We start from the raw sequence: 14,487 nt of genomic DNA on the forward strand, positions 1-14,487 counted from the left end.
TTCCTTGAAGCTAGCGCGACCTAGATGCTGGTAGGCCGCGCAGAGGAAGTGTTCATTATTGGTAGCTTGGTCGCTACTCTTTTTTGAGCATCACCGCCAGCTCCTGGGGAAGTGGCGCACCTTCAAATACCTTTACCTGGCCCTTGTCCCGGTCCCGGTAAAGAATCATCGGAGTTCTTCGAAACCCCGCCTGGCGGAATAGAGCCAGGTTGTCCGCAAGGTTTTGGCGAATGTCTTCGGTGACTGTCGCCGGCTGCAGCTGACGCTTCGCCATCTCAGCCATCGGGATCAGCACGCCTTCGGTAGCTGCCTGCTGGTAGATCGCTGCGTTCAACTCGTTGCTCGACGCCCGGAGAATGGAAATCGGGATCCAGCGAACTTGAACGTCACCTGCGGCAACCGGCGCCCGGAGCATGCCCCATAACTCGTGGCAGTACGCGCAGTTCGGATCGAAGAAGGCGTACATCACGCGATCAGCATCCCCCTCCGCCAGCCATTTCAGCTGCTCGGCCTGCTTCCAAGCATGAGCCAGACTGTCTGCGGACTGACTACTCTGCGGAACCGGTTCTACACTCGCAGTACGAGCCAGATCCACGCTGGTAAGATTGGCGCCTTGTGTATCGAACATCACACCGGCTAACAGACTTTTGCCATCGGGCGTGACGTAGAACAAGCGCTTTTCGGCACCGTTATCGACAACGATCCCTTTCATACCAGAAGCCGCTGGGAACGCCTGAACGATCATGTTCCCCTTGGACATGAGGTAGGACTCCACGGGAGTCACCTCAGCCGTTTCGGCGGCGGCAGCATGGCTTGCAAAAGCAGCCAGAGCAATGGGTGATAGCACTTTGCCGACTAACGTACCCAATATCGAACCCTCCCTACGTCGGAATGAATAAATTTTTGACGGTTTATGTAGAAGCCCACCCCGCCAGTACGGAAAGCTGACATCAGGCGACCCTGATATTCGATCGGAAGGCTCGGGAACTTTCCGTCGCACGCTTGCCCCTTCGTGTGGTACGAGTCCCGTGCTGCACCCTCTGTAGCCTCGTTGGTTTCCTTCGTCCGATATCCACTGTTGACCTGGTAGGGCTCTTTGAAGCCATAGGCAAGCTCCAGCCATCCCTGTTGACCCCGGAGGAGGTTGAGCAGCCGCAAATCGATCTCCGTAGCCTTGCCTGCACGGACATCTCGCAGCATGTGGCAGGCCTCGCGGTATCCAGCCAAATCGAGGTGGCCATCTCGCCAGTAGCAGATCTGCTTGTGCTCGCCGGTAGATGGCCGATAGAGGTTCAACACCCGAGGCTTTGCCCAGAATGCCGCTGCGTCCGCCTGGTTCGCGTAATTGGCAGGCAGCAGCAAGCCGGTTGAAGCGAGCAACGGGGCGCTGAAAGTGAAGGCCCCCATGCCGGTGATCCCAGCCACTACAGAGCGTTTCAGCAAATCTCGGCGGGACATGGCCAACTCAATGCTCATGCACGCCCCCCAATCAGCGACTCCAGGTTGCTCATGACATCCTCCATTTCCTGGTCCTTGCCCGCTTTCTCAGGCTTAGGAGGAACCGGGTATTCGGAGCCCTGCGTCGCGGCCTGGATGATGTTCTCCACCATTGCACCTGCTTCAGCGGCGGGCGCCCCAAGACCCAAGGCGATACTGTTCAACGACACTCGGGTAGCCTGCTCGTCGAGCAGGCCACCTTGTCCTGCTGGAGGCGTCTCTTCTGCAGGGCGCTGGACCCGACCTTCCAGCGCGGTTTCGATGATTGGTATAGCGGCAGATGCCAGCGCCACGATGTCGATGCCGAACGGTTCACGCGGAACTTCGGCGAAGATGTTGATCGAAGCGAGCTGGCCACCGTCGAATACGATTCCTGCATCATCACCGGCGGCCACCACAGGGGCTGCTGCGAGAGCAGGTTGATCCGCGCCACCCGGCGCCTGGGCAAGAGAGGGCATAGCGTCGCTATCGCTCGTCGGCGCTTGTGCAAGCGCACTCCCATTCCCAACTGCGCCGCCGGCACTGCCATCGTCCTGGTCGACCACTGGCGCAACCGCCGAGTCGTCGTATCCCAGCAACAAGCAGATCCCCCGCTCCACACCCAGCTTCGCGGTGAGGTACTGCTTGTAGCGCTCTCCAGCCTCTACTTCGGCCACATATCCGAAGAAGCCATCAGTGGAGCGCTGTTTCGCGAGCGGAAGTGAGCGCAGTGTTTCACGTAGTTCTTGTGTGTTGATGCTGAAAGCCTTCAGCTCAGCCTCGTTGGGCGGGATCACCTTCACGAAATGATTTAGCTGGTATTCCTTGCTCAAGCGTTTACCAGAGAAGTCTGCATAGAACATTCGAGCGCGGATGATATCCGACTTCACCATGAAGTGGATCTCACCCTCAACCTGCTCTTTGAAGTCCTGGAGTTCTACGCGGCTGACACGTTCAATTCGTGCACCAGTGTTACCGCGATAACTTCCTGCACCATCATCGGCCATCTCGTAGCCGTCCACCACTGACACGTAGGCCTCCCCGGCAAGTTTAACGGCCAAGTCAAAGGTATCGGTTGGGTCCTCAAGTTTTCCGAAAATCTTGATGTTGCTGTTAGAGACAATGGCGAGCGTCTCTTCTTTCGATGTTCTGTAGAACGCCTGCAGGTCCTGGCCTGCCGCGATGAGAGCAAATCCGAGGCTACGAGCCTGAGCCCACATCAGTGCCGCGTCGTCAGGGATGTAATAACCTAGTTCATCAAATATCGCGATGAATGGGGTTGGGGCCGTAGTCTGTCGAGAGTCTAACAACTCCAACTTGCTACCCTCAACTTTATTACCCAGTTGGGCACCCATCATGCCTTTCATGCCAGCCACAATGATCTTCCCAAGGTTGCCTAACTCGGGACGACTTTTCTCCAGTGCCGGAAGTAGAGCAAGGAAGATGCGTCGATTGACAACAACGTCCTTTAGTACCACTTCCCCTTGAGGCGTATGGTAAATATGCCCGTAGGTATCGGCAAGGGAGCTCAGAATACGGGTGAACTGCATTTGCTGATACCCGTACTGCTCGTTAAAGGTTGCCGACTGATTCTCACCTTTATCGCGCTTATAACCTGGCACGTCATACAAGAAGGCTTGCATCATGTCCCTGGACTTCTGGCTGATGTTAACATTATTCATCAGCTCGAAATATTTAGGGTAGGGCAGGGCCTCCCGAATAGCACCGATATGCAACATGAGCAAACTTTGGTCGCGCAGATCCACCAGCGCCGGCATAACCGAACTGATGAAGCTAATTGCACGCCCCTTCCACATATCACCTTTGGCATCGCCGGCATCCATCAAACTAACCACGAGCTGAATTAGGCTCTCGCTGTTGCCTACCGCAAACGGGTTATAGGTATTTGAAAGTTTGTCGGATCGCTTTTTCGTTGTGTCAGCGTTGCCGGTCATGTAGTTGATTACCAGGAGGTCGTCTTCGCGCCCCATGGAACGGACCATTGAAAAAATCTTGGCGTAGAGACTTACATCGCCCTTTCCGTCTGTATATGCGAAGCCCGACCCCCAAACCAGGGCATTATAAGCGATTGAAATCAGCCCTTCGGTTTTACCGGCCCCGGTCGAGCCTATAATGAAAGCGTGTGTTCTAAGATCTTCGTTGGCCGCCCATATTTCCGCATTATCGGACTTCCGATTACCAATGAAGGCGATGCCACGAGACTGCTGAGGCTTGCCAGTACCTGGGTGCTTATCGTTGCGATCCAGTTCGTTCAGAGACTTGCGCTTCCTGAACGGAATATCTGGCTTGCGCGAGAGTGGAATAAAGCTGTAGATCAAGCCAAGAACAAGACTCAGCTCAAACAGCGCAGGAAGAAAGAATAGCGGAAACACCAGTATGACGTAGACGATAAGAATCGCGTGAAACGACGAAAAGTCTTCCAGGATCTGTTCGAAAAACGGCCGCGTATCCCGAAAGATTCGCGTCCGTTTAATCTCGTGATGCTTCTCTACGCCGTGAACCATGCGCCTATACCCAGTTATTCAGCGACTTGGAAAGCGAGTTTGGGATCGCAGCCAGGTCCTACCGACTGCCCAGCATCGATGCTCGGTGCCAGTCCGAAGGCTTCCAGACCAGTCGCCACATCACTCGACATCGCCGGCGCGTTGTCGCGCATCCCTTGCTTCCGAGCTGTTTCGGCAGCGTTGTAGATCTGCTTTGCGATGTCCTCAGGACTCATGGCCTGCAGCTGGTCTGGGTTCGCAATGGGATCTGCTTGTAGGTGATCAGGAGCGCTCTGCCAGTCAAACGGATGTACAGTTACAGGGACTGGGGCGCCGCTGTCCGCCACTCGGACTGCAGGATGCGCTGCATCCAGCGACGAGAGAGCCGACGGCTCAATATTGCCCCCTTTGCCAGAGACGACATCGATATAGGCACTGACAAAGAGGTAGCCTAACCAAGCGAGCAGGGCGAGTCCCACCAGCTTCATTACCGACAACTTCTTGGTCAGCAGACTGTTCACCTGAGTGATCAGGTATACGCCGTCGGTCTCGCTCGCCACTTGCGCTTTAAACAGCGAGGTCATAGCGCCTTTATCCGAGCCGTATTTTTCGGGGGCCTTGGCCACCACAAACAGATTGCCATCCGCCTCTTTTTCCAAGATGAAACTCAGTGTGTCATCCCCATAGTCAGAGAGATTCAGGGTGTGCAACTGATATGCCGGCGATTTGATTTCGAACGAAAGTCGCTTACGCTTACGTTTAACCGAAACGTTTTTGGGGGCGCGGCGAATAAAGTTCGCGAGGCGCTCAATCATCACTTTCTTCATCTACCATCTCCCCAAGAGCAGTTTTAATTCCTACCAGCGCCGATTCAATACGCGGATTCATGATTGCCGATTTAGCGACAACCTCTGACAACCAATGTGAGCGCAAACCACAGGCTTCTACGCTGGCAACGTCCATGCCGATATCGCACAACGAATACCAAGTGACACGATCAACTGCCTTTAACCATCTGAACCAATTTGGCGCAAGCACACCATTTGCTGAAGCCGCTGCCTTCATTCCCATCAGCACTGTGCGCTTATACGCATATCGACTTACTACACGCTTAACTACCTTGGTATTTGCATACTGGTGCAATGCACGTTTTGCATGTAACGAATTCAGCAAGGCAATCTTTTTCATTCGCTTTGCCCTCACATATGCACGGGCGAGCTCATTAATTATTTTAAGCGCGAGGTCGTTGTCATGGTTCATCTGGGCTGCAAATGCGGCAAAGAGCGAACGCTCATAGGGCTTCAAGGAATCGACCCCCTCCCAAGGCTTACCAAGTTGCGCAACAAGAATTGCCCTGGCCCGCGACAGCTTTAACGCCTCTTTGTTATCCAGCAACTCAATATCTGCAGGATCTTCCTCCTCGCCCAATGCAGCAGTTCTGACCAAAAACTGGTGCCGCCGGGCGTAATCACGCACCTTAGCCCGCATACCATGCACCGAGTGATTGAGTGGCAGCGCGATAAAATCAGTTTCGAGGGCCGGCAAGATAACCGGCCATTGGCTCGCTTCCTGTTTCGCTAGACTGACAGTTGTATGTTTATTCGAATACTTATTGCCGCGATCGGGCGCCCGGTACATAAGATACCCAAACACGCTGGTAAGGATAACCAGTACATACCAGCGGAGCTCCCGGCTCGCGACGATGCCCGAAGACCAAAGTGACTTAGGGGTTGCATCAGCTGGATGGGTGCTCGAAAGCCATTCGATCAACGCCAACCTACCATCTGCATCAAAAAGAATTAGGCTCGCTTCGAATCTTCTGAGAGACATAACAACGGTAGAAATTTTTTCGTGCCCAAAGTACCAAAGCGCGATGATGCCTACGAAAATAAAGACGATAACCCAGAGCAGCTCATCAGTATTGGACTTATTGACATTACCGCGGTTCATTGCTGCCCCCGGACTTCTTTAAGATTGTTCCATACACGATGCTTGTAGCGATAGTTCTTGTCGGGCGTGCGGGAGTGGTAGTTACCAACGCCTTTCCAAAAATCATCACTCCCCAGCACGCTACGCTGAATGTAATAAGTACCGATAAAAATATTCAGGCATTCGTTGTTGACGAGCATGTCTCTGGTTATTCCAAACTTGGAGAGTTCCGCGAGATGAATGCTATTAATTTGCATGAGCCCCATATCGTAGGAGCCGTTCTTGTTGTAAGAGACTTTTCCAGTCGTGCCACCTTCGGTGCGAATGATGGCCTTGACCAAGTCGGGATGCGCACGGTAATGAGCCGCTGCTCGGACGATGCAGACCTCGCGAGCTTGGCCAGTAATGTGCGGACTAGGGGCCGCCATTGGCAGAGCGTCAATCACGAACGCCCCTCCTGACGCAGGAGCCACGACTTGAAACTAAAAAGGCGTCGTTCACGGATCTGGGCCACTCGGAACCTGGTGACCAAGAAACGGGTGATGCTCAACGCGAGAACGCCGAAGGACATGAGGCCGTGGTTGATAGGACTGGGCGACCAGGGCACTAGCGCGAGGAACACGCCGGCAACAATCGCCATCAGGCCAAACAGTACGGAAAGCGCATGCAGATACCGGCAACGGGCATCGAGATCCTTCTCGCTCAGGTGAAGCCGGGAGACCGCATCCGAGAAGCTTTCTTCCCGATAGGTACGCCCCGTAAGGGACTTCAGCAGGTTGTAGATCCGCTTAGCGTTGTGGCGAGCCTCACGCCAATCACCGGTGACGGTCCAAACCCATTTTTTGCCCACCCAGGCAGTAGCCCGGCCAACTTTACGTAGCGCGCCGCCCTTGTTGGTCACCTCAGACATGGCTCGCTCCTGCGGGCTGGGTAACCCTCATCATGGTTAGGGCGTACTCTGTCGTGGCCACCAACCGTTTCAGGGATGAAGAAGCCCTGGCCTTAAGTGCCTCCAGCGGGAAACCGTGAGTAAACTCAGGACGGGATAGAATCGCTGCAGCCGCATCAACATCGGCGGCATCCTTCAACGCACCCAGAACCTCGCCGCGACAATATTCCCAAGAGGAAAGCAGTACCTCTGCCGCGTGCTGAATAAGCAGACGATGCAGCATTTCCTGAGGGGCAGCAGACAGCCCAGAGCCACCGTTACCGAGGCGCGTCACTTGCTCCGACACTTGCTCGACCAGAAACACGGCCAACTCCGACAACAGGTCCTCAGCTTTCACCTGCAGGCCAGGTACCTGCGATATAACGATGGCGAAGTAGCGCTCGACCTCCAACGACAGCGGGGCTACTGAAGTGAGCAGCGCGAGCTGGGCACCGAGATGATCACCAGTAGGAAGTCCGCCGAGGGAAACCTTTTGGGATGCGGCCCACGCCCCATCGACCATAGCCCCCAAAAACTCGACGGTGACTTCGGGATACTCTCCGGCCGGCATACCGCCGCGGGAGATCACTGACGAGATCCACTGGCTGGCCACGAGCTCGGCGGTGAAACCATGCAGGTGTTTCTTGGCCCAGGCGGCATCGAGCTCCTGAGGATCCACTCGCCCTGCAATATGCTGGGCGAGGCCAGTAGAAACGAGAGACATGCGACGTACAGCCTCAGCGATCCTCGCCGGATCTGCGTCATGCCCCGGGTAGATTGTTGCTGCCTTGAAGACTGGAGCCAGGCCCTTGAGGACCTCGGCGAAACCTGGCACCAGGGCTGCGGACGGGGCTTCTGGCTGCGAAGCCTCATCAGCCTTTGGCTCTGCAGGTAGCTCCGACTTAGGTTCCGGTGCAGCCGGGGAGACGACTTGCGTCTCGATCACAACCTGACTGGTCGGCGCCGGCGATACCTCCGCCTGGGCTGCAGCTTGCTCGGGCTTGCCGAGCAGCATGTTTTCAAATTCGTCCAGTAGTGAACCGCCTTGTGCAGCAGCTGGCTCCACTGCCGCCTGAGTGGCAGTGGTTTGTTCACCGCTGGAAAAACGCTCCACCTCTTGCTTGTGAAGCTTGCGCAACATCGACATCAGGAAGCCTCCGCCGTAGCAGCTTCGACGTAGTCAGCAAAGCGATCGCCCAGCACGTACTGCAGTTGGTCGAGCATGATGCTGTTGCCTGATCGAGGAAGGGACTCGATAATCAGCGCCGTGGTGGCCATTCGCCAGAACTGGCTTAGGAATGAGTTCCGCTCGCTGACCAAACGGACCCGGGCGCCGAACAGGGAGTTGCCCTCACCCTCCAGGGCGAAAGCCAAGTCGCCACCGATCCGCCTGGCCGCGAGCTCGGTTTCAGCTGCAGCCAACAGGGCAGGGGCATAGGTCGAATGATTGAACACAGCCTCGACCGGAACAGACTCATCGCCGAATTTGAAGGTCCACCCACGCTCACCCGCCAGGTGGATCATGATGTGCTCAAAATCGCTGTACTCGATTCGACTAGATGCTTTGACCATAGGGAAAGATCACTTTAGAAGCACGTCATAGACAAACAAAAGTGAGCTTAACAATACGCTAAAAAAACTGCAAAGGCATTTGCTATTTTTTTGGCGGAATGGTCAGCAAGAATATTGGCGGTGCGGCTTTCGCCCTCTCGATAAGGCCCTCAGTTTCTGCCCTGGAAAGCTCACCATCTGAAACAGCGGCGTTGTAGGCAGCGATCAATGCTGGATCGCCAGTGCGGGTTATGAACCCCCTCACCACCTGAACTTCACTGGACTGCAGGGTAGGGCTGCGATCCTGGAAATACGCGAAGGCGAGAGCCGTGCAACCAGCAGCGAGAGCCGCCATGGGCAAGGCTCGCTTGAGGGAAGGGCAGCTAGAAAACAGGGCGATGACGGTGTTCAAGTTCTTCTTCCTGTTCGTCCTGCAAAACATCGAGCTGGCTGATCAGCTGAGCAGCCAGCTCGGCATCGCCCTCCAGGGCAACCTGCATGGCATGGTTGACCATGTGTGAAACTTCGCTGCCACGCTCCTGCAGCAAGTCCTCGATCCTGGCAGTACAGAGAACATCTCGAAGCCCCTGCGGAGCAGCTTCAAGTACTCGTAGCCCCTTCGTCGTCAGCTGATAGGCGTCGTCGACGAAGCCGCGCTCGGCGAAGCGAGCAGCATGAGACGGCCATGTGCTGGGACGACCAACTCCGTGCTTCATCATTTGTTGCACCAGGGCGGCATCGAGCCCAAGTGCACCGCCCTTCGTTGTGACCGAAGAGGCAGGCCGCCAAGGGAGCATCGGCCGCCGCGCATCCCGACTCCAATCCAGGCTTGCGAGGAAATCAGGCAGGTCGTCCAGATTCGGACGCTCGCGGGCAACCACCAGCCCAGACTCGAATGACTGTCTCGCAATAATGGATAGCGCCGCCTCTCGCAGACTGCCCTGCAGAGAAGGAGGACGCCCCAGATCGAGTCGCTGCAACAGCTCGCTGTTCAGCACGTGGATCGCCTCATGAGCGACCCCATCCGACTGGATGGTCGGAACTGCAGCTTTACGGAACGCCCGGATCCCCCGTACCTTGGCGAGCGCTTCCAGCACCTCAACCGTCGCATCACTGAAAGCACGCGACGATGTGCGGGGATAGGAAATGTCACCAGCCTCGTAGAGCTCCTGCAGCAGCTCCGCCGCCTGGGAGATGCTCAGCCCTGCTGCGGCATTGAGTGACAGCAGCGTATCGCCATAATTGCCTGGCTCGCTCAGTCGCTCAGGTGTAGCCATCGCGACCTCACGCGCCGGCAACGCATCGAGTTGCGCGATAAGTTCGGCCGGGGTAGCTACGCCAGTAACAGGAAGAACCGCTCGAAATGGCTCACCACCGTTCGAGCACGGCATCGACAGCCCTATCAGGCTGTGAGGCAGTCCATGCTCGGCGATCGAGAGGAGGGCGGTCTGAACTCGGCCAACGGTCCGGCCCGTGGAAAAATCAGATAACCCCCCACCAATGAGTCGATCGACAATCCGCCGCGCAACTCCGGCATTGGACAACGCGATATCAACCGGAGACAGCTGAGCCAATCCCCTTACCATCGCATCATTGGTGAGACCGTTGAGCACCAGACGATACGCAGGCTGCCTGCAGCCAGCAGCCTCCATGAGGCCGACAATATCAGCTGCGATTACATGTCCTTCTTGATCATTATCCGTTGCAATCAGCACTCGCCCTTTGCAACGTGCCAGGCAATCGCACAGGTACCGAAATGAATCTTCGCGGATCGGGCGCCGATTGGTTTCCACATATTCCTCACCCCGCAGAGCGATGCCCAGATCGCGCATGTCCTTCGGCGCTTCCAGAACATGGCCGATGGTCGCGCAAATGTCGGCCTGCAGGCCGACACCCTCACACAGGCGCCGGAAAGTCCGAAGCTTTCCAGGCGCCTCAATGATCACCAGATCCCGCCCCATACAGTCTGCCATTCAACGTGGGCGCATGGTCGCGGAGGGTTCCTCACCGTCGAGCCCAGCCTGACGGCCGTCGACGTAGAAGCCCGGCGTCGAACCAAGCCCGGACAGAGCAACGCTTCCACCGAGATACATCGAAGCCTGCCGCGACTGCTCGGCCTCTCGCGCCTTCTCGGCTTGATCTGCCTTGGCGCCCAACCCTTCCTTAATGCGCTCGAAACCACGGGCCAACAGCACTGACGCAGCTCCCAACAACGGACCAATGCTGGCCAGCCCCACCCCAATGCCTTGAGTACGCCCACCAAACCCCATATCACGGCCACCTGGGGAGAACGCTTCAATAACAATTTGTGGAATGGTGAGAGGATTCGCTTGGTGACTGGCCTTGTATGCGTCGACAGCAGCACGCCCCCCCTGAATTATCAGATCCGTTTGCCCATGGGCCTCCTGCACCACGCCCGCCACTATCGTCAGGGCTCCAATAGCTGCTGGAAGAACGACAGCCCATTTAAGATCACATTCCGATACAGCCCGGCAGAATTTACCCCAAATACTTTCTGCCCCCGAACTCAATCGTTCATTCAGTTCGTTCATCTGCTTGTCCCTTTCTATTTTTGATTTCCCAACTCTGTCTCGATCAGAAGACAGAACTCTTCAACTAAGCTTGCGCCTTGAATAGTGGAGTTAGAAAAGCGAGGCAGCCGACCACCGGCCAGGTCCGACATGAACCCAGCATATGCAAGGGTTTGCGCCTTAATTCGGCCAAAAACCTCAGGGGAGACGACCTTGTCCGCGGCGTCCACAAGCACAGAGCAGTTGTCGAGCCGTGCTATGAGCCGGTTGATATTTTCGTCGGTAATAATTTGCATGTTATCGACCCATTTTTATGTTCGAAAAAAGTCGTTCAAGTTTGTCTACAAGTTTACTGACAAGCTCTTGAAGCTCAGCAATAATTTCGACTTTTCCATTTAGACTATCGAGGGCGGACTTCATGGAAGTAGAATGTTTTTCCAGAGTTTCGGCGTAGTCATATCCGAGCTTGCTGCCCATATCGGAAAACCGACCGGAAAGGGTGTCGAAATCCCCCAGAAGCCGCTTCAGATCTTCCGCCGTTTGCGCAGCACCTGGTGCCACCTGACCATCTATCTCCCCCTGCGACTTCAACCAGGTGGCCTTGCGCTCAACGGCATTGGCCAGATCCGAAAGCTGTCCTTCCAGAACGCCATAGCCATCTACGCTCCGCGCTGTGAACTTGTGCCCCACCTCTTTAAAGGAAGTCGAGAACAGGCCGCCAAGGGCGGTTGCGACATTGAAGGGCGCCGAAAAGGCCTTCGATACCAGGTCGGGGCCGAGGCCACCACCGGTGCCGGCGGCCCCATGCTGTTGTACCCCCGCCTCGGCGGGCTCCGCTCGCCGGCCCCGAGACGGGGAGCGATCTCGCTTGTCCCGCCGAGATCCAGTACGGGCTGAGTCTTTCACCGAGGTTTCTTGAGCTGACGCATTGCCTGCATCTGCGAAAACTTGATCGGTACTGGTCGCGGTGGCGCCGGCAGCGGCCCTTTCGGTCGAGGAGGAATCCGCAGGGCCACCACGAGCCTGGTCATTGTCGCTTTGGCCAGGCTGCTCCTTCTGCTCCGCGTCCCGCCGCCAGTCCAACTCCGGCGCACCCATCACTGACCATACGTTGCGATGCACCACCTCTCGGCGGACCTCGCCCGTTAGTTTCCCGTCTTCGTCACGAACCTTGATATCGACCTCGACTGGCTGCCTCCCCAGGTTCTGGGCAGTCAGGACCTCACCAAGTTGCACCCCAGAGTCTTCGAGTGCTTTTTCCAAGCCCACACCCCATAGGGTTTTGGTCTCGCCAGTGGGCAGCTGTAACTGGACGTAGAAGCTTGCCGACTCGTCTTTCTCGAACTTGTAGGGTGCTGCGCCGAAGGCCAAAAGCACCCCAGTAATAGGTGGTCTCTCCATGCTTGGATCCTCCTGTTACTGCGGCGCAAGCCGGCCCATAAGCCGGTCGACAAGCCGCTTGATCCGCTCCCCAATCTGCTGCGCCATCTCCTGCAGGTGCTTGAAGGCGCCATCTTTCGTCCCCGGGAAGCCTTCGGTAGCGGCCGAAATCTTCGAAAGGTTGCGATCGACCGCGTCGGAGTAGTCCAAATTAAGGTCGATGCCTGCTTTCGCGTAACGGGATGCGAGGTCGCCGAACTCGTCCATATGCCGCTGCAGGTTCGCGTAGTTAGAAGCGAAATCCGCGTCCTCCATCAACGAGGAGAAGCGGCGGCCGAACTTCTCATAGGGGCCACCAGGCTTCATCCCGTCGAATATCTCATTGGCCGGCCGACCGGTTGCCTTCAGTTCAGCGATGAACTCACCCATGCCTGACTGCCTGAGTCGGCTGGTCAGCCCGTCGATGCGAGTAGCGTGATCATTGAGCTGCCTCTCCATGACTTGGTGCCCATTGACGGCTCGCTTCTGATAGAAAGAGCGCGCCTGATCGCCCATCGTCTTGAGTGAGCCCAGGACAAGGCTCCCCGCCGCGGAAGCCAGCGCGAAAGGTGCCGACAATGCTTTGCTCAACAGGTCCGTCCCGCCGGCCGTTGGCGTTCCTTCAGGATGAGGCGCTGCGGAGTTCGCTGCAGGGGCAGGGCGCACGGCCTCTGGCCGGGCAGCCCATTCCTGACCTTGGTAGGGCTGGGAGAATGCCTCGTCCGGGATGTGCCGATACTGACCATCCAGCACATCGTCCGGGCTGAGGGTACGAAGGTAAGGCTCCGGAAGACGATCAGCCTCGGGCATTTGGAAGGTGCGCAGGTGAGGCTCGACGCCCATAGCTGCATCTTCGGCGATGTGCACTTCCTCCTGGGCGGGCTGAGCTGCGTCAGGACCTGCAGCCCCCGCCGAATCCTGCGGCAGCGAAGCGAGCACATCGGCAAGCCCGCCATGACTGGGCGGGGCAACCTCTGCCCAAACTCGCTCCACATGAGCACGATGGCCCGCATCGATCGCAGAGCGAATCATGGACTCGATCATCGTCCACTCGATCATCTGGCCTGCGGGATCCGCAGGGTTCTCCGACCAGTCGTGGTTCCGCAGGATCTCGCGCAGCAAATAGATCGAGGAGGGCAGGCCATCCATCAGATCGTCTTGCCCGGCCTGGTCACCAAGCGCCTCCGCAGGCGCAACGACTTCTTCCAGAGCGGACTCGTCTTCCTTACCGGCTTCGCCCTGTTCTTTCAGCGAATCACGAATGGCGGCTTCGTCAGCCGCAGTGTCATCTGCAGGGACTTCAACGAACCCATCGTCGACTTCGCCGACGCCGGCCTCTTCTCCCGGGTTTTCAGACTGCGTTTTCTTCAAGAAGCCCATTCTCGTCCCCTCCAGATGAGATCTGCACTAGAACCGCACTGCCGGCAGGCGCGGCGTATCCGTACTGTGCACAAATTTTACTTTCGTTGCATTATAATAAGCGACTCTAGCAAACATTCCCATATATAGGTGGACCAGAGTCCTCTGGAATCACCTAGGAGAGACCAATGCAGATGTTCTGGACGCTGTTCGCCATCCTTGGGCTGGCTGCTTCGGTTTTCCTTGGAAACATCCAGGACTGGCGAGATACCGAAACGCAGGGAGAGATAGCCGCGATCGCGGGGAGCATGCAGGTCTACAAGGGCGCTGTTGCGGCCTACCAGGCCAGCAACCCAGCTGCCTCAGGAACAATCGCCGACGCGCAGCTTGGCCTCCCCAGCTGGTACGTCAAAGCCCCAGGCATCAGTAACGTCGTGCAAGCCGGGAAGGTGTACGTCTTCTACAGCCAGCCGAAATCAGGCCTGGCCGAACTCCTGCTCAAACGCACGGACAATGCGCTCACCGTAGGCATCAAGCAGAACGGCAACCTGGTGAACCCGAGGCGAGGCGTCATTTCAAGCCTGCCCAGCGCAATCCCGGATGGGAGCGTCGTGTTCTGAGACACCAACCTAACCTATTGATTTTGTTCGTATAATCATTGTTATGTTAAACGGCTATAAAAACATTATTTATTATTCTTTAAATGACTATAAGCCTTGCGCCGCTACTTGAGCAATACGCAATACCGCGCCTCGCGCTAAACGGTCGCAAGCGGAAAACACAAGATCTA

At 56.6% G+C, this 14,487-nt stretch carries 16 protein-coding genes; 1 reads left to right on the forward strand and 15 read right to left on the reverse strand.

What is annotated here, in order from left to right; all coding sequences use genetic code 11:
* Positions 1-73 precede the first annotated feature (73 nt).
* The 15 genes from dsbG to DMX12_RS06535 form a co-directional block, all read right to left on the reverse strand.
* Positions 74-868, reverse strand: a complete 795-nt coding sequence (gene dsbG, locus DMX12_RS06465; protein ID WP_009681551.1) for a thiol:disulfide interchange protein DsbG — start codon at positions 866-868, stop codon at positions 74-76.
* Positions 856-1,476, reverse strand: coding sequence for a DUF882 domain-containing protein (locus tag DMX12_RS06470; protein ID WP_009681552.1), 621 nt, complete (start codon positions 1,474-1,476; stop codon positions 856-858). The genes dsbG and DMX12_RS06470 overlap by 13 nt, the downstream gene beginning before the upstream one ends.
* Entirely contained in the window at positions 1,473-4,001 is a 2,529-nt protein-coding gene (locus DMX12_RS06475; protein WP_023118070.1) for a hypothetical protein, read from the reverse strand. The genes DMX12_RS06470 and DMX12_RS06475 overlap by 4 nt, the downstream gene beginning before the upstream one ends.
* A 14-nt stretch (positions 4,002-4,015) precedes the next feature.
* On the reverse strand, positions 4,016-4,807 hold the full coding sequence (locus tag DMX12_RS06480) for a hypothetical protein (protein ID WP_023118069.1): 792 nt from the start codon (positions 4,805-4,807) through the stop codon (positions 4,016-4,018).
* Positions 4,788-5,930, reverse strand: coding sequence for a hypothetical protein (locus DMX12_RS29265; RefSeq protein WP_009681556.1), 1,143 nt, complete (start codon positions 5,928-5,930; stop codon positions 4,788-4,790). Before DMX12_RS29265 ends, DMX12_RS06480 begins: the two co-directional genes overlap by 20 nt.
* Positions 5,927-6,355: a lytic transglycosylase domain-containing protein gene (locus DMX12_RS06490; protein WP_009681557.1), complete on the reverse strand. Its 429-nt coding sequence runs from the start codon at positions 6,353-6,355 to the stop codon at positions 5,927-5,929. The genes DMX12_RS29265 and DMX12_RS06490 overlap by 4 nt, the downstream gene beginning before the upstream one ends.
* Complete coding sequence (locus DMX12_RS06495; protein WP_009681558.1) at positions 6,352-6,819, reverse strand: hypothetical protein; 468 nt, start codon at positions 6,817-6,819, stop codon at positions 6,352-6,354. Before DMX12_RS06495 ends, DMX12_RS06490 begins: the two co-directional genes overlap by 4 nt.
* Positions 6,812-7,984: a hypothetical protein gene (locus DMX12_RS06500; protein WP_009681559.1), complete on the reverse strand. Its 1,173-nt coding sequence runs from the start codon at positions 7,982-7,984 to the stop codon at positions 6,812-6,814. The genes DMX12_RS06495 and DMX12_RS06500 overlap by 8 nt, the downstream gene beginning before the upstream one ends.
* Positions 7,984-8,361, reverse strand: a complete 378-nt coding sequence (locus tag DMX12_RS06505; RefSeq protein WP_023118068.1) for a hypothetical protein — start codon at positions 8,359-8,361, stop codon at positions 7,984-7,986. The genes DMX12_RS06500 and DMX12_RS06505 overlap by 1 nt, the downstream gene beginning before the upstream one ends.
* 130 nt (positions 8,362-8,491) lie before the next feature.
* A complete protein-coding gene (locus tag DMX12_RS06510; RefSeq protein WP_223813025.1) occupies positions 8,492-8,800 on the reverse strand; it encodes a hypothetical protein in 309 nt (102 codons plus the stop codon).
* On the reverse strand, positions 8,772-10,349 hold the full coding sequence (locus DMX12_RS06515; RefSeq protein ID WP_110676739.1) for a DNA topoisomerase: 1,578 nt from the start codon (positions 10,347-10,349) through the stop codon (positions 8,772-8,774). Before DMX12_RS06515 ends, DMX12_RS06510 begins: the two co-directional genes overlap by 29 nt.
* 12 nt (positions 10,350-10,361) lie before the next feature.
* The gene (locus DMX12_RS06520; protein ID WP_065861622.1) at positions 10,362-10,940 is read right to left on the reverse strand and encodes a hypothetical protein; all 579 of its coding nucleotides are present in this window, start codon (positions 10,938-10,940) and stop codon (positions 10,362-10,364) included.
* Positions 10,941-10,954: 14 nt separating this feature from the next.
* The gene (locus tag DMX12_RS06525; RefSeq protein ID WP_009681564.1) at positions 10,955-11,215 is read right to left on the reverse strand and encodes a hypothetical protein; all 261 of its coding nucleotides are present in this window, start codon (positions 11,213-11,215) and stop codon (positions 10,955-10,957) included.
* A gap of 1 nt (position 11,216) precedes the next feature.
* Positions 11,217-12,320 carry a hypothetical protein gene (locus DMX12_RS06530; protein ID WP_023118066.1) on the reverse strand — a complete coding sequence of 368 codons (1,104 nt, stop codon included), beginning with the start codon at positions 12,318-12,320 and terminating at the stop codon, positions 11,217-11,219.
* A 15-nt stretch (positions 12,321-12,335) separates the two neighbouring features.
* The gene (locus tag DMX12_RS06535) at positions 12,336-13,718 is read right to left on the reverse strand and encodes a hypothetical protein (protein ID WP_033955280.1); all 1,383 of its coding nucleotides are present in this window, start codon (positions 13,716-13,718) and stop codon (positions 12,336-12,338) included.
* Between the two features lie 167 nt (positions 13,719-13,885).
* Between DMX12_RS06535 and pilM the strand changes: the two genes are divergently transcribed.
* Entirely contained in the window at positions 13,886-14,317 is a 432-nt protein-coding gene (gene pilM / locus DMX12_RS06540) for a type IV pilus biogenesis protein PilM (protein ID WP_023118063.1), read from the forward strand.
* The last annotated feature ends 170 nt before the right edge of the window (positions 14,318-14,487 follow it).

The organism is Pseudomonas sp. MB-090624, from assembly GCF_003205245.1.
GTDB lineage: Bacteria > Pseudomonadota > Gammaproteobacteria > Pseudomonadales > Pseudomonadaceae > Aquipseudomonas > Aquipseudomonas juntendi.